The organism is Bacillus sp. VA13, from assembly GCF_055710085.1.
Genome location: NZ_JBVQPP010000001.1, coordinates 872,738 through 887,979 on the forward strand (window position 1 = coordinate 872,738; position 15,242 = coordinate 887,979).

General features: G+C 43.4%; 18 protein-coding genes and 1 riboswitch. Of the genes, 1 reads left to right on the plus strand and 17 read right to left on the minus strand.

Translation table 11 applies throughout. The annotated features are described in order from the left end of the window. Positions 1–63: 63 nt before the first annotated feature. The 10 genes from resC to scpA form a co-directional block, all read right to left on the minus strand. Positions 64–1,239 (minus strand): cytochrome c biogenesis protein ResC, encoded by a 1,176-nt coding sequence (resC, locus tag AC0C66_RS04355; RefSeq protein WP_072182918.1) that lies wholly within the window; start codon positions 1,237–1,239, stop codon positions 64–66. Between the two features lie 19 nt (positions 1,240–1,258). Then, the gene (gene resB / locus AC0C66_RS04360; protein WP_014114246.1) at positions 1,259–2,887 is read right to left on the minus strand and encodes a cytochrome c biogenesis protein ResB; all 1,629 of its coding nucleotides are present in this window, start codon (positions 2,885–2,887) and stop codon (positions 1,259–1,261) included. After that, entirely contained in the window at positions 2,884–3,423 is a 540-nt protein-coding gene (gene resA, locus AC0C66_RS04365) for a thiol-disulfide oxidoreductase ResA (RefSeq protein WP_014114247.1), read from the minus strand. The genes resB and resA overlap by 4 nt, the downstream gene beginning before the upstream one ends. A gap of 94 nt (positions 3,424–3,517) precedes the next feature. Further along, positions 3,518–4,252, minus strand: a complete 735-nt coding sequence (gene rluB / locus AC0C66_RS04370; protein ID WP_003223894.1) for a 23S rRNA pseudouridine(2605) synthase RluB — start codon at positions 4,250–4,252, stop codon at positions 3,518–3,520. A 91-nt stretch (positions 4,253–4,343) separates the two neighbouring features. Continuing rightward, a complete protein-coding gene (spmB, locus tag AC0C66_RS04375) occupies positions 4,344–4,880 on the minus strand; it encodes a spore maturation protein SpmB (protein ID WP_003223896.1) in 537 nt (178 codons plus the stop codon). Positions 4,881–4,884: 4 nt separating this feature from the next. Continuing rightward, positions 4,885–5,475, minus strand: coding sequence for a spore maturation protein SpmA (gene spmA / locus AC0C66_RS04380; protein WP_014114249.1), 591 nt, complete (start codon positions 5,473–5,475; stop codon positions 4,885–4,887). After that, a complete protein-coding gene (gene dacB / locus AC0C66_RS04385; RefSeq protein WP_072182917.1) occupies positions 5,463–6,611 on the minus strand; it encodes a D-alanyl-D-alanine carboxypeptidase DacB in 1,149 nt (382 codons plus the stop codon). The genes spmA and dacB overlap by 13 nt, the downstream gene beginning before the upstream one ends. Positions 6,612–6,733: 122 nt before the next feature. Further along, positions 6,734–7,273, minus strand: a complete 540-nt coding sequence (locus AC0C66_RS04390) for a YpuI family protein (RefSeq protein ID WP_014114251.1) — start codon at positions 7,271–7,273, stop codon at positions 6,734–6,736. A gap of 54 nt (positions 7,274–7,327) precedes the next feature. Continuing rightward, positions 7,328–7,921: an SMC-Scp complex subunit ScpB gene (gene scpB, locus AC0C66_RS04395; protein WP_003223904.1), complete on the minus strand. Its 594-nt coding sequence runs from the start codon at positions 7,919–7,921 to the stop codon at positions 7,328–7,330. After that, on the minus strand, positions 7,911–8,666 hold the full coding sequence (gene scpA, locus AC0C66_RS04400) for a segregation/condensation protein A (protein ID WP_032727417.1): 756 nt from the start codon (positions 8,664–8,666) through the stop codon (positions 7,911–7,913). The genes scpB and scpA overlap by 11 nt, the downstream gene beginning before the upstream one ends. A 303-nt stretch (positions 8,667–8,969) precedes the next feature. Between scpA and AC0C66_RS04405 the strand changes: the two genes are divergently transcribed. Beyond that, entirely contained in the window at positions 8,970–9,494 is a 525-nt protein-coding gene (locus tag AC0C66_RS04405; RefSeq protein ID WP_072183495.1) for a DUF309 domain-containing protein, read from the plus strand. Positions 9,495–9,507: 13 nt separating this feature from the next. Here AC0C66_RS04405 and ribT read toward each other — a convergent pair whose 3' ends face one another. The 7 genes from ribT to sipS form a co-directional block, all read right to left on the minus strand. Continuing rightward, positions 9,508–9,882, minus strand: a complete 375-nt coding sequence (gene ribT / locus AC0C66_RS04410; protein ID WP_003223910.1) for a GNAT family N-acetyltransferase RibT — start codon at positions 9,880–9,882, stop codon at positions 9,508–9,510. Positions 9,883–9,993: 111 nt separating this feature from the next. After that, positions 9,994–10,458: a 6,7-dimethyl-8-ribityllumazine synthase gene (gene ribH / locus AC0C66_RS04415; RefSeq protein ID WP_003223915.1), complete on the minus strand. Its 465-nt coding sequence runs from the start codon at positions 10,456–10,458 to the stop codon at positions 9,994–9,996. Between the two features lie 32 nt (positions 10,459–10,490). Further along, a complete protein-coding gene (locus AC0C66_RS04420; RefSeq protein WP_014114254.1) occupies positions 10,491–11,687 on the minus strand; it encodes a bifunctional 3,4-dihydroxy-2-butanone-4-phosphate synthase/GTP cyclohydrolase II in 1,197 nt (398 codons plus the stop codon). A gap of 14 nt (positions 11,688–11,701) precedes the next feature. Next, the gene (ribE, locus tag AC0C66_RS04425; protein ID WP_072183496.1) at positions 11,702–12,349 is read right to left on the minus strand and encodes a riboflavin synthase subunit alpha; all 648 of its coding nucleotides are present in this window, start codon (positions 12,347–12,349) and stop codon (positions 11,702–11,704) included. Positions 12,350–12,359: 10 nt separating this feature from the next. Further along, complete coding sequence (gene ribD, locus AC0C66_RS04430; protein ID WP_242733931.1) at positions 12,360–13,445, minus strand: bifunctional diaminohydroxyphosphoribosylaminopyrimidine deaminase/5-amino-6-(5-phosphoribosylamino)uracil reductase RibD; 1,086 nt, start codon at positions 13,443–13,445, stop codon at positions 12,360–12,362. A gap of 129 nt (positions 13,446–13,574) precedes the next feature. Next, positions 13,575–13,719: riboswitch (FMN riboswitch) on the minus strand. Between the two features lie 120 nt (positions 13,720–13,839). Next, on the minus strand, positions 13,840–14,184 hold the full coding sequence (locus AC0C66_RS04435; RefSeq protein WP_003223922.1) for a hypothetical protein: 345 nt from the start codon (positions 14,182–14,184) through the stop codon (positions 13,840–13,842). 236 nt (positions 14,185–14,420) lie between these two features. After that, a complete protein-coding gene (gene sipS, locus AC0C66_RS04440) occupies positions 14,421–14,975 on the minus strand; it encodes a signal peptidase I sipS (protein WP_472973498.1) in 555 nt (184 codons plus the stop codon). Between the last annotated feature and the right edge of the window lie 267 nt (positions 14,976–15,242).

The following is a 15,242-nucleotide window of genomic DNA, read 5'->3' on the forward strand; positions in this document are numbered from 1 at the left end:
CTTCTGTTACTTTCATTTTATCAAATCATGAGAAAGTTTGAGAACTGTATCGCTTTCTAAGGACTATGCATAAGAATGAAGTCCGGCAAGCACTAGATTTACGAATATTAAATTAAACATAATAATAGCAAAACCGATTACGGCCAGCCATGCTGACTTCTCACCGTGCCAGCCTCTTGACAGTCTTAAATGCAAGTAAGCGGCATAGAACAAAAACGTGATCAGCGCCCATACTTCCTTCGGGTCCCAGCCCCAAAATCTGGTCCACGCGAGCTGAGCCCAAATCATCGCAAAGATCAGCGCGCCGAGCGTAAAGATTGGAAACCCGATTGAAACGGCCCTGTACCCAACCTCATCCACCAGATCAAGATTGACGTTTTTCACCAGCGGATGTAACAGAGCGCTGATTCTTTTTCTGATGATCAGACGAAGCGCGCCATACAAAACAAGCCCTGCTCCAAATGACCAAATGACGGTGTTCACCTTTCTGCCTGAGAAAAGGGCAGGCAGCTCAGCAAGCGGCTCCATTCTCCCCTCGGTCAAAAGCTCCCCCTGATGCGGGCCGACAAGCGCAGGCATTTCGTACACCATCACGCTTTTTTCTTTATTTTTATCCACCCAGTTAAACTCCGCTTCATAGCCTGCAATACGAAATGCTGATGTGATTGCAATAAAGGCGACAGTTGTGACCAGGATAAACATAATCGCTTCAAGCCAGAACGTTTTTTTGCTTGGTTTTGTCTGGTCTACATGCTTTAAAAGAAAGATGACACCTGCGACAAAGCTGATGGCAAGTATAGCTTGCCCAAGCGCGGCTGTTGTTACGTGAATATACAGCCAATTGCTCTGCAGTGACGGAATTAAGGGTGAGATATCCGTCGGAAACATGCTTGCATAAGCGATCAGCAATAAAGCGATTGACAGCGTAAACAGGCCCAATGAAGGCAATCTATAGATAAAATATAAAATAATAAACGCCAAAACAAGCATCATGCCAAAGGCGGTGGTAAATTCAAACATATTGCTGACAGGCGCATGGCCGCTGGCAGCCCACCTAGTGATGAAATATCCCAAGTGGCAGAGAAAACCGATAATAGAAAGAGTGATTCCAATATTGGCCCATCGGTTTGGCTTGCCCTTTTTATCTTTATTTCCGCGTATGGCCCCGCCGAAAATCGGGACAGCGATTAAATACACAAGAAAGGCCACATAAAGAAAATTTCCGCTCAGCTCTGCCATGACATCACTCCCTTTTCGCCTATTTCTGTGTTTTGATTAATTCTTTTTGGTCTTCCGGTTCTGTCAGTCCGGAATCAGCCAATACAAAGGCTAAATCCTTCTTCAGGCCATACCAGTTTTTATTCGTATGCCCCGCCACCATGACTGCGCCGTCCTGCGAGTGCAGCCAGATTCTTCGGTGCTGCCAGTACATACCTTGAATGACACCGATCATAAAAATGGCTCCGCCGACGGCAAGCACCCAGAGTGTCAGATCCTTTCTGACTGTAAGTCCGGTAATGTTTTTCGTTTCAACATGGTCAAATTTCAGCTTGTATTTATTGCTGCCGGAGCCTTCGATCGTTTCTTGGATGGCAACAAAGCTTTTTTCACCCTTCGGTTTGTCCGGCGTTATGATATTAAAGACAAAAGCCGGGTTGTTAGGGATTTTTGTTTTTGTGCTAGGCTCTCCATCCTGATTAAAATAGAAGTCTGGCAGGTAGCTGGCAATTTCAACTTTGTAACCGTTACCAAGATCATAAACCGAATCTGGATCCAGAAGGTTGATCTTCAAGCTCCCAAAGGATTTTTTTGTTTTTTTGTCTATTAACTGGAACACCATTTGATCAAGCTGATTCTCTTTATAATCCACCTGGTAAACGGAAAAGGAATCAAAACGCAGCGGCTGATTGACACGGATGTCCTCTTCCGTTACTTTTTTCAGCTTCGGTTTCTCGCCATAAACAATTTTTCCTTCTCTCTTGTAAAGTACGGCATCTGTTTGAAAGTTCTTTGCTACTCTCCCGTCCCCGACTCTGTCAATGGCATCTGCGAATACCTTTTTTTCTGTTTTACTGTTATAGGTCTCTACGCTGAATTGATTGTTTTTCAAATAATATTTTCCGTCTGTTCCCGGAATTGCTGCAGTTTCGCCTTCTCTGACCCAAAGCGTCTCATCGACGTACATGCCAGGCACAAATCTCAGCATCGCACCGATCAGAAAGATAATCAATCCAATGTGGTTGACATACGGGCCCCAGCGTGAAAAACGCCCTTTTTCGGCAAGAATGCTGCCCTCTTTTTCTCTGATTCTATAATGCTTTTTCTTTAAGAGAGCAGCAATCTTTTCTTTTGCTTCCCCGTCTAGTACAGTATCCGTTTCACTGAACAAGCGCTGCCTTCTTAAAAAAGCAGGACTCCTTCTGACACCTTGATTTTTTAACGCTCTGTACAATGGAATGACCCGGTCGAGGCTGCAAATCACAAGTGAAATGCCGATCGAGGCAATGAGCAACAGGTACCACCAAGATCCATATAAATGATGAAACCCGAGCAAATAATAAAGCTGGCCGAACGTGCCGTACTGCTCTTTGTAATAAGTATCAGCCTGTGCGCCCGGAGGCAAATAAGCTTCTTGGGGAAAAATGGTGCCGAACGCTGATGCGGCAAGGGTTATGACGATAAGCCATATTCCCACCTTAACCGAAGAAAAGAAATTCCAAATTTTATCGATGATCGTTTTGTTATAGGTTTGTGAACGTCTTGCACTTCCGTCATATCTCATATCAGCAAGCGGAGGCTGAGTTTCTTGGAGAGCTCTTCCGCACGATTCACATAGAACGGTTCCGACCGGGTTTACATGTCCGCATTCACATTTGACTTGCTTCATCCCGAAGTCTCTCCGGGTTTAATCAGATTCATATAATCGTGTATCATGCTTTCTGTCATAGTGCCGGTCACCACCTTGACAACTTTTCCTTCCGGATTGATTAAAAAGGTTGTCGGAAGCGGAGATACGTCATAGGCATCAAGCACTTGGCGATCTGTATCCAGAACAACCGGGAAATTGACTCCGTAGGATTTCATAAAATTATGTACTGCTATCTTTGACTCCCCAACATTTACCGCGACAATTTCAACACCTTGGTCTTTAAAATGCTTATATTGGTTCGCCATATAAGGAAATTCTTTTTTGCACGGTTCACACCATGTACCCCAGAAATTCAAAAAAACACCTTTCCCCTTTAAGTCACTGAGCTCGACACGTTTCCCATTCGTATCTTCTAGGACAAAATTCGGTGCATCGGACCCTTCGGATATACTCTCTTTACCGGCAAATACAGCGTTGTAAATGGTATAGCCAAGTGCACAGATTAAAACGAGAAGGATGCCGGTCCGAATGAATAAACGCCTTTTTTTCTTCATTGTCCACTGCCCCCTTCCCCCTATTGCAGATCCATTCAATTATATCATTGCACGTTCATTTCACATTTCTTACTTTTTGAAGGTTGTGTGAAATTTAGAAAGCGTTTTTACCGTGATCCGCCAGCGCTCTGAGCCTTTTGACTTCATGCGGTGTTAGCTCTCTGGCATCTCCCGTGTGCAAGCCTCGCAGGTTTAAAAACGCGTATTCTTCACGCTTCAGCTTGATTACCTCATGCCCGATCGCTTCGAACATGCGGCGCACCTGTCTGTTGCGTCCTTCATGAATCGTCAGCTGAATAATGCTCGTTTGCTTTTTCTTATCCAAAGACAGCAGCTTCGCTTTAGCAGGCGCCGTTTTGCCTTCTTCAAGCCTGATGCCGCGCTCCAGCTTTCTGAGCAGCTCTTTAGGCGGGATGCCTTTCACCTTCGCCACGTATGTTTTGTCTATTTCATACTTAGGGTGCATCAGCTTATTGGCAAACTCGCCGTCATTGGTTAAAAGCAAAAGACCGCTCGTATCATAATCCAGACGCCCAATCGGGTAAATGCGCTGCGGGACTTCTTTAAAAAAGTCCGTCACGACTTTGCGCCCTTTGTCATCTTGGGCTGCAGAAATAACGCCTCTTGGTTTATATAAGAGAAAGTAAACCGGCTCTTCGCGTTCAACCTTTAACCCGTTTACCTCAATCTGATCAGAACCGGTAACCTTTACACCAAGCTCTGTTACTACTTTGCCATTCACCTTTACTTTTCCTTCTTTAATCAGCTCTTCTGCCTTTCTGCGCGATGCAACTCCGGCATGAGCAATCACTTTTTGCAGTCTTTCCATGTCTTTCACCTCAAGTATTATCTTACTTTTTTCAACCTTAACAAACAAGCTTTTTCAAATTCCTATGCCAAATCCAAAAAAAACGCCGTTTTCAGGCGCTCCCAAATAATAACGTAACGATGATGATAGATGCAACTACGCCGATTAAATCAGCAAGAAGTCCCACCTTTAATGCATCACCCATTTTTTTGATGCCGACCGCTCCGAAATAAACAGTCAGTACGTAAAGCGTTGTATCTGTTGATCCCTGCATGACCGAAGCCAGCCTGCCGATAAAGGAATCGGGTCCGTATACTGCAATTAAATCTGTCGTCATGCCGAGTGCGGCCGTACCGGAGATCGGGCGGATCAGCGCAAGCGGCACTACCTCAGCGGGGATGCCGATAGCGGAGAAAACCGGTTTTAAAAGGTCCATTATAAAATCAAGCGCGCCTGATGATCTGAAAACAGTTATGGCGACAAGCATTCCGACTAAGTAGGGGATAATGGAAAAGGCGATTTCTATCCCTTCTTTTCCGCCTTCGACGAACGATTCATATGTGGGAACCTTTTTAATAGTTCCATAAAGAAGAATTCCGGCAATTATGATCGGAATCATGGCTAAAGACAGCCAGTTGATGATTTCCATCCGCTCACCTTCCCTTCTTTTTGCGGCGGTAATAAAAATACCGGTCAATGATAATGGCGCCGATTCCGGAAATAAGTGTCGCTAAAATACTAGGTCCGACGATATCTGTCGGCGTTTTGGAGGAATAAGCCATTCGAACAGCGATTACGGTTGTCGGAATGAGGGTGATGCAGGACGTATTCACCGCTAAAAAAGTAATCATCGACCGGCTTGCTTCCGTTCGGTTTCCATTCAGCTTTTTCATTTGCTCCATTGCTTTAATGCCAAGCGGAGTTGCTGCATTCCCGAGACCGAAGAAGTTCGCCATGAGATTCGATAAAATGTAGCCCATCGCCGGGTGATCCGGCGGTATATCAGGGAACAGCTTAGATATAAAAGGCCTGCACATCCGGCTGAAAATATCCAAAAGCCCTGACTGCTCGGCTATTTTCATTAAACCAAGCCAGAAAACAAGCACGCTCATCAGTCCGAATGAAATCGTAACAGCTTCCTTCGCACCCTTAAATACGGCTTCATTTACATCTTGCAGAGTTCCGTTGCACATCGCAAAAACAAGTCCGATCACAGTTAAGCTGACCCAAATTATATTGACCATTTTGCCCCGCCAGCCGCATTCAGAAAGATTGATTTAAACGTTTCAAAAAATTGTTTTTTCGGTTTTTGATGTCGTTCATTTTCATAATAGATCGGCACTTTTGCGATCGTTTCATCGTTGAACATGATCTTCATATGCCCTACGATGTCGGGAATTTTTGAGGCGTCTTTTTCCCATGTTTTTTTCGGCTTAAGGAGCGTGGTTTTAATGTTGACATCTCCTTTTTCCTCTTCGGTTAGCAAATAGGTGATGTCACGTTTGATAAAAGCCTTCGATTCATAAAATGTGCCTTTCAGCTTTGGAATGTCCCCTTTTTTCGCGATTAAATAGGTTTGATAATGATCAAACACATAGTTAAACATCTTCATATGATCATCCCAATCGTTAGGGTCATTTATGGTGACGGCTATCAGGTCAATGCCGTCCTTTGAAGCTGTTGAGACCAGTGTCCGTTTTGCAAGTTTTGTATAGCCTGTTTTTCCTCCTGTGCTGTATCGATAAAGCATGGTCAGCAGTTTATTTTTGTTTTTCCAGACGCTTTCCATCGTTTCTGCTTTGTATATTTTCGTGCCAGAAATCTTTTGATAGTCTTTCAGCTTCATAGCGTATTTGGTTAAAATGGCCATGTCATAAGCTGTTGAATAATGATTTTCATGGTCGTCCAATCCGTGCGGGTTTTGAAAACGGGTATTCTCCATGCCAAGCTGCTCAGCTTTTTGATTCATCATATAAACAAATCCATCGAGGCTTCCACCGACATGTTCAGCAATTGCGACAGCGGCGTCGTTTCCCGATCTCAGCATCAGGCCATACACAAGATCTTTTAATTTCACTTTTTGCCCCTCTGTTAAATAAATGGCAGAGCCTTCTGTTCTGACAGCATTTGCGGACACTGTCACCGTTTCATCCATTTTGCCGGATTCGATGGCGAGAACGGCCGTCATGATTTTTGTGATGCTTGCAATCCGCCTTTTTTCATGCTCATCCTTGGCAAATAACACTCTGCCTGACGCTCCGTCAATAACGATCGCGCTTTTTGCACTGACATCTATAGCAGCATGTGCTGTGTTCACATTTACATTTGCAATAAGAAAAGAAATCATGACCATGAATACTGCTTTTTTGAAAATGCGCATGTTTGCTCACGTCCTTGTGGTGGTTTGTACAAGTTTATGCGCATGTCCACCAGTTATGAATAACAATTATATATCTGCAGGTAAACATAAAAAAACTCTCCCTGAAAAAGGGAGAGTAAAAGTTATCTGATTGGAGCCATGCTTGATCCGGACGTTTCGTAATGGGCCAGCTCTTCCCTCATCTTCAGAAAGGCTGCGCTCAGCGGCAATAATAATTGCTCAAGCGACGCAGGAACAGCATGGTAAAACTCAATTGCGCTGACCCCAGTATAAGATGCCCGGCTATTTTCACACCACGTGTCTTTTTTCGGCATAAAGAACTCTTCAATGCATTGGTGATACACATTATAAAGTGTTTTTTCCGCTCTGGCTTCCTGAAAAGGCTCTTGCATCAGGAGACGGCGGCACGCTTCTGCGCCTCCTTCACAAAATACTGTCATTCTTCTCAGAGTGCTCAGCACATCACAGCAGTATCCTTTCTCAGTAGGCAATTCAGCCTGTAAGGACTCCAGCGTCGTTTGATTTAGGTAATCGTTAACGGTATTGACAACCATTGATAAGAATTCGCCTGTTTTTTGAGTCTGCGCTCGCACAATCGAATGTCCCATTTCGTTTGGTATCTTCCCCTCATGTCTTTGTCTCTCACATTTTGCTTCTTTCATGATAGCTTCTTCCTTATATCTTATGATGATGAAAAAGCGCGATTCATTAAACTTCTATTTTATATCTTCGAAGGTTTGGTTAAAGTTTTCAAAAAATAAATCTGCTTCTTCTTGAAGAACGTCTTCTTCCGCATTTTCGGGCAGCGGCGGAAGCTCGTCCAGCGTTTTTAGACCAAATTGTTCAAGAAAAGTCGGCGTTGTGCCGTATAAAATAGCCCGGCCCGGACCGTCAGCCCGTCCGACTTCACACAATAGCGCCTTCGCGACAAGGCTGTGTAAAATCCGCTCTGATTTTACACCTCTGATTTCTTCAATTTCTGCTCTTGTAATCGGCTGTTTATATGAAACAATGGCCAACACTTCTAAAGATGCTTGAGAAAGGCCCTTTGATGGCACTTCAATCAGTTTTTTCAAGTATGGCGCAAAGTCTTTTTTAGTAGAGAGCATGTACGTATCTGCATATTCAATAAGTTCAATGCCCCTTGTATCCCCGCGGTATTCGTCCGCCACATCCGCCATGATGGTGTTCAGTTCTGGCTCTTCGATTTCAAGCACTGTTAACAGCTGCTTTTTTGTGAGCCCTTCATCGCCTGCCGCATAAAGAAGGGCCTCCACAATAGCTTTCCAATTCACGATATCAAGCCCCATGAATGGATTCACTCCCCGTAATGTAAATATCTGAAAAATTGTGTTCCTGTTCAATGAGAACCAGCTGATTTTTCATCAGCTCGAGAACGGCTAGAAAAGTCACAACCAAATGGTCTTTTTGCTCATATGGAAACAGGTCCATAAAGTTGATTCTCGTTCCTCTTGATTTCAGGCTGTGCACGATTTCGTTCATTCTGTCTTCGATTGGTATTTCCTGTCTGGTAATTGTTGTTTCCATCGGCCTAGTTATTTTTTTGCGTTTCAGCACTTTTTGAAAAGCCCCGATCATATCATAGACCGTGACAGAGAGCTTTTGCTCAGACTGTTTTACTTCTTTTGCATATTCGCTCAAATCACTCGGCGGTTTTGTGAACGATTTTTGTCTTTCTTCTTCCCGTTCTTTTAAATCCTTCGCCGCATCTTTATATTTTCTATACTCGATCAGCTTTTCAATCAATTCTTCCCGTGGATCTTCTTCTTCAAGTAATTCATCTTCAAAAAGCTCCTCCTCTTGCTTCGGGAGCAGCATTCTGCTTTTAATGCTGAGCAGCGTGGCAGCCATGACCAAATATTCGCTTGCAATATCGAGCTCAAGCACACGCATCGTATGTACATATAATAAATATTGTTCAGTGATCTTCGCCACAGGTATATCATATATGTCAATTTCAAGACGATTGATTAAATGAAGCAGAAGGTCCAATGGGCCTTCAAACGTATCAATTTTCACTTGATATTCTTCCATCATCTCACCATTTTCAAGTATCACTCTCATTGCCAGATAAACTGGCTATCCTTTAGTATAAGCCACCAAAAAGCTCTCGTCCAATACTATTTCATTTCCTGTTTTAAAGCAGTTTGTACAGAATATTCAAAACAAAAAAAGGCGTTCGCTCAGACTATAACAAAGGAGGCAGGAGAAAAAAGTCTTAGCGGCGGTTCCCCTTTCAATACCATGCTAAAACAAAGAGTCTATCCGGGCTAAGCGTTCTTTTTTCCTTTTCTCCTTCCTGTGTTACACTAAAGGCAGATTAAAGGAGGAAGCATCTTGTATCCGAAAGCTTATATCGATTATCTCGTTGAATTTCACGCGACACGGGATTATTTTGAATGCCATGAAATATTAGAAGAATATTGGAAGGAAGATCCGCCAAACAATCGAAAAGTTTATTGGGTCGGCTTTATTCAGCTTGCTGTTGCTTTGTATCATCATAGAAGGCAAAATACAGCCGGAGCAAAAAGACTGATGGCGAACAGCATCCGGATTCTTCAAGCGGAAAAACAAGCGGTCGAAGGCTTGGGGCTTGATCATAGTCGCTTACTTGAGCTTATGCAGTCGGTTTACGAACAAATCGAAACGGGCTCTTCCTATGAGAGCATTATGCTGCCGATCAAAGATGAGACGCTGGAGGAAGCATGCCGAATTGAATGCAAGAAAAAAGAGTACACATGGGGGCAGCCCAGCACACTCACCGATACGTTTCTTATCGACAAGCACCGTTTGCGGGATCGGACTGACGTCATCCTTGAACGTGAAAAAGAAATAGAACGGAGAAAAAAAAGCAGAGGCTGATTTCAGCCTCTGCTTAATTATTGTATGAAATGTCTTGATCTTGCTGACCTTGACAACGTTCGAAAAAGCTCTGCGTTAATTCATTTGGAACCAGTACCTGCGTTTTGAATAAATGCTTTAAAGCATCCATCATCTGTTTTCCGATTCCTTGATGGCGATGAGAAGGATTCACACTGATATGCCGGATCTCAACTTCAGAATCCTTTTTTTCGACTCCGATTGCTCCGACGATATCCTCGTCCTCTTTCCAAAGAAAGAGCTGGCGGTCTGTATCCGTTTCGTAGTCCTTAATTGTCTGCTGAAGCTGCTTAAGGTCTTTTTCATTCGGCATGAACGAAAGAAGTCCCATCGCAATCTTTTCAAACGATTTTTTATAACGAATTAACATAAAAACCCCTCTATATCAAAATGTCCAGTCTGCTATTAACGGATACGAATAGGTGATCCGTTTTCTCACATTATATCATTTTCGCCATATTTTTAAACTGTTTTCAGCAAATTATTCAAATGAACGGTTTAAATTTGCCATTTCTATGGCAGAAACAGCACAATCTACACCTTTGTTGCCCGCTTTTGTGCCGGCACGCTCGATCGCCTGTTCGATATTTTCAGTTGTCACAATACCAAAGATGACAGGTACACCAGTAGTGTTTGCTGCTTGCGCGATGCCTTTTGCAGCTTCATTGCAGACATAATCGTAATGTGTCGTCGCGCCTCTGATGACAGTGCCCAATGTGATAATAGCGTCATATTTTTTTGTTTCCGCCATTTTTTTCGCAGCAAACGGAATTTCAAATGCACCTGGAACCCAAGCCACATCGATATCATTTGTGTCTACACCGTGTCTGAGCAACGCATCTTCTGCACCGCTCAGCAGCTTGCTTGTAATAAAATCATTAAATCTTCCTACTACGATTCCGATTTTAAGACCTGTACCAACTAAATTTCCTTGTATGATATTCATATGATTCCCATCCTTTTTTGTGATATTTGTGATTAGAAATGAAGTAAATGACCCAGCTTGTTCATTTTGGTTTGCAAATATTTTTTATTGTGCTCTTTTGCTTCCATTTGAAGAGGCACTCTTTCTGAAATGCTGAGCCCATAGCCTTCAAGGCCGGCAATTTTTCGCGGATTATTCGTCAAAAGCTTCATATTCCGCACACCGAGGTCGCGTAACATTTGTGCACCGATGCCATAGTTGCGAAGGTCAGGCAAGAATCCAAGCGCCTCATTGGCTTCTACGGTGTCATAGCCTTGTTCCTGAAGCTTATAAGCTTTTAATTTATTGATTAAACCGATGCCTCGGCCTTCTTGGCGCAAATACAAGAGCACTCCCCGGCCTTCTGCGGCAATTTGCGTCAGCGCGGCGTGCAGCTGCGGGCCGCAGTCACAGCGATGAGATCCAAACACGTCACCTGTGAGACATTCTGAATGCACCCGGACCAATACCGGTTCTTCACCGAACGGCACATCTCCCATCACAAATGCGACATGCTCTTTTCCGTCTACCTCATTTGTGTATCCGTAAACCTTGAATGTGCCAAAATCAGTAGGCAGCGTAATGTCGACTTCACGCTCGACAAGTGTTGTTAGATTGTAACGGTATTGAATCAAATCTTTAATGGTGATCATTTTTAATTGATGCTTTTTCGCAATTTCAATGAGCTCAGGCACTCTCGCCATCGTTCCGTCTTCATTCATAATTTCACAAATGACGCCGGCTCCTTGAGATCCGCAGGCTTCGGCAAGATCAACAGCAGCTTCTGTATGACCCGCTCTTTTCAGGACACCTCCTTTTTTCGCAATCAGCGGAAAAATGTGTCCGGGACGCTGAAAATCAGACGGCACGGATTTGCTGTCCAGCAATGCTTGAACGGTAAAGGATCTTTCTTGAGCGCTGATACCCGTTTTCGTTTTACGGTGGTCAATGCTTACCGTAAATGCAGTATGGTGAGAATCTGTATTATGCTCAACCATAGGGTGAAGATCAAGCTTGTCTGCGATTTCCTCACTGAGCGGCGTGCAAATCAGCCCTCTTCCGTGTGTCGCCATAAAGTTAATGACTTCTGGAGTTGCATGCTCGGCAAGAGCCACAAAGTCTCCTTCATTTTCTCTGTCTTCATCATCTACAACTATGATGACTTCGCCTTTTTTTAAAGCGTCTAGTGCTTCTTCTATCGGATGAAACATGCAAATCTTCCTCTCTAAAAGCCGTTTTCGCTTAAGAAGGCTTTTGTTATGGTTTGTTGGGTCTTATTTTCATTGGCTTTATGCAAAAATCGATACATGTATTTTCCGATCATATCGCATTCGATATTCACTTTAGAGCCGATCGTTTTTTCTGAAAAAATCGTTTCACTGATCGTATGCGGTATTAAAGAAATTGTCACTGTGTCTTCTGTCAGCCCGAATATGGTTAAGCTCACGCCGTCCACGGTAATTGATCCTTTTAAGACCAGTGTTTTTGTTAAAGACGGGTCCATCTTTAAATCATAGTAAACAGCGTTGCTTTTCTCATCAATTCGTGCAATTTCAGCAGTTCCGTCGACATGCCCTGAGACGAAATGGCCTCCGAAACGGCCGTTTGCCGCCATCGCTCTTTCCAGATTTACTTTGCTTCCTTTTGATAAATCATTTAGTGACGTAGCTTTGACTGTTTCAGGCATAACATCCACTGTGAATTGATTTCTTGTAAAATCAGTGACAGTCAGACAAATGCCGTTCACCGCAATGCTATCGCCCAGATGAACATCCTCTAAAATCTTTGAGCATTTGATTGTTAAGGCCATTGAATGCCCTGCTTTTTTCATGGATTCGATTGTGCCTGTTTCTTCAATAATTCCTGTAAACATGGTCACCATCCTACTCGTTTATCGGTTTTGCCGTCAGTTTGATATCACGGCCGATTTGGGTTATATCAGTGAATTGTAATAAGGGGACATCTTTCATTGATTGAAAACCTTCACCGGAGATTAAGCTGGGAGCATGCGTTCCTCCGATTAGTTTAGGGGCAAAATAGAAGATGATTTCTTGAAAACAGCCTTCTTTGACAAAGCTTCCGTGAACAGCTGAACCGCCTTCCACGTACACCGACATGATGCCTTCTTCCGCAAGGATTTTCAAAACATCGGGAACTTGAATGCGCTCAGTTTCAAGCGTAAATATGTTCACACCTAAAGCTGAAAGCCGTTTTTTCTTTTCCTCGTCTGCGCGCGTTGTTGTAAAAATCCATGTCGGCGCTGCTTGATCGCAAATCACTTGAGTGTCCTCAGGAATCGAGAGTGCGGTATCAAGTATCACCCGAACCGGTTGTTTTGTCACATCCGGCAGCCTGCAAGTTAAACTCGGATTGTCAGCTATCACAGTGCCAACTCCGACTAAAATGCTTTGGTGTGTTTTCCTGTATTGCTGAGCATCCTGTCTTGCAGCCTCTGACGTGATCCATTTGCTGTCGCCCGTGCTGGTAGCTGTCTTTCCGTCAAGGCTTGCGGCAGCTTTTAGTGTGACGTAAGGAAGGCCTGTCCTCATGAAGTGCAGAAATTTTTCATTCAGCTTCTCCGCCTGGTCAGCCAGGATGCCTTCCTCTACTGCAATACCGGCTTTTTCAATCATGCTGATCCCTCTTCCGGCCACAAGCGGGTTAGGATCTCTCATCGCCACGAACACTCTTTTGATGCCAGCGTTGATAATCAGTTCTGCACATGGCGGTGTTTTTCCGTAATGGCTGCACGGTTCGAGTGTAACGTAAATATCCGCACCCTTTGCATGGGATCCGGCCATATGGATGGCATGAACTTCTGCATGAGCTTCGCCATATTTTAAATGGGCGCCCATTCCGACAATTTGTCCGTCCTTTACCACAACAGCGCCGACGAGCGGATTGGATTCGGTCTGTCCTTCGCCCTGCTTCGCAAGATCTAATGCCAGCTTCATATAATACTCTTCCATTTGTTTCCCTCCCCTCTTTTGTTATTTACCGTCAAAAAAGCCCCGAATTTATGAAAAATCCGGGGCTTTAGGTATTTTACGCAATAGGAAATAACACTATGCATTTTTGATACAATTGCATAGCGGCTCATCATCCTTCTCCCATCCAGACTTTCACTGTCGGCTTCAGCTTAAACTGAATCCACCGCGCGCTTATGCACACGGGTCACGGGCTCTAAAGCGAATTCGCTTTACCACCGCCGGTCGGGATTTCCACCCTGCCCCGAAGGATACAATCTTTATTCATTTGTCCTTATTGGCTATTATAGCGATCCTTTTTAAAGTACGCAATGAAATAAACTTACAATTTGAGAAAAACAAAACATCACCCTTCGATCCGAAAGGTGATGTTTTGTTAATCATTCACTTTGGCAACCTTGATTAAACCATCGATCCGCTTTGATTTGCTGAAGTATGCCTTAATCTTGTCGCCTTCTTTTATATCAGACAAATCCTGATTTAATTTTTTTCCGTTGAAGATGATTTTCGTGCCGTTTTCTGCTTCGCCATGATACTCTGAGCCGTCAATTTCCGTCACTTTATATTCCTGGATGGTGTATTCCTCTTCTTCCGAGGACAAGGTTTGTCCAATTGCTGTCGGAACATCCTTCAGCTCAACATCATTTATGTACATATAACCGCCTGCAAGTAAAAGCAAAAGCACTAACAGAATGGTAATCTTGGTTTTTATTCTTCCCATTTTTAAACCTCCAGCCAATATGAATCTATTCATTCATATGAGTTATTCCTTTTTTTCATGAATAAAAAACCGTAAAGTCTCGTAAATTATTAATATAACGATGCATAACGGGAATATGTTTCACATTTCTGCAAAAAATTCTTTTCTATAGTTATACGAATTTATGTTCTGGTTTTGGGGGATGAACGAAAAAAGAAATAAAGAAAGCAGCCTCCTGTTCAGGAAGCTGCTTGATCCTAATTTGTTTTGCGCATTTCGTTAAACGGGAAGAAAACAAACTTAGACTTGCCCGCAATTTGTTTTTTCGTGAAGAGGCCAAGCCCGTTTCGGCTGTCCATTGAGTTCCGCCGGTTGTCACCCATCACAAAATACTTGTCACCAGGCACTTTAACCGGGCCGAAATCATCGGTCAAATGGTCATAACCGTCCTGCTTCGCTCTCTTTTTATTGGCTGCCAAATAAGGCTCGGCCACCTTTTTTCCGTTGATATAAAGCTGGTCGTGCTTCATTTCAACCGTATCTCCAGGCAGGCCGATAATCCGTTTGACATAGTGAACATCATCCCCGTTTAATACGACGATGTCTCCTCTATCAAACTCGCCGATGTATTTGACTGTCATATTGACAAAAACCCTTTCACGGTCATGAAGTGTAGGATACATAGAGTCTCCGTCAACGACATACGGCGCAAAAATAAAATTGCGAATGAGCAGAGCGAGGACGACAGCAATCACAATTGCTTTTGCCCATTCTAACATTGTTTTTTTCTTCGAAACATTTTCTGATTTCAACTGATTTCCTCCAATAAACAACGATCTTCAATTTATGTTATCACGAATCAAAAAGAAATCCCATCAGGACCATTGAAGTGATTTTACAATCTGTTCATCTTCATCTTCTGCCCAAATCATGCCTATCTTTTTCTTGTCGATCACAACCAGTCCTGCATCATATGTCGCTTGAGAAATTGGACTCCAGCTGATTAGTTCAACATAATCGGGCTGAACATCGACATCAGCATTCGTATCATACACATGATCATCCGAAAAATAACGTAA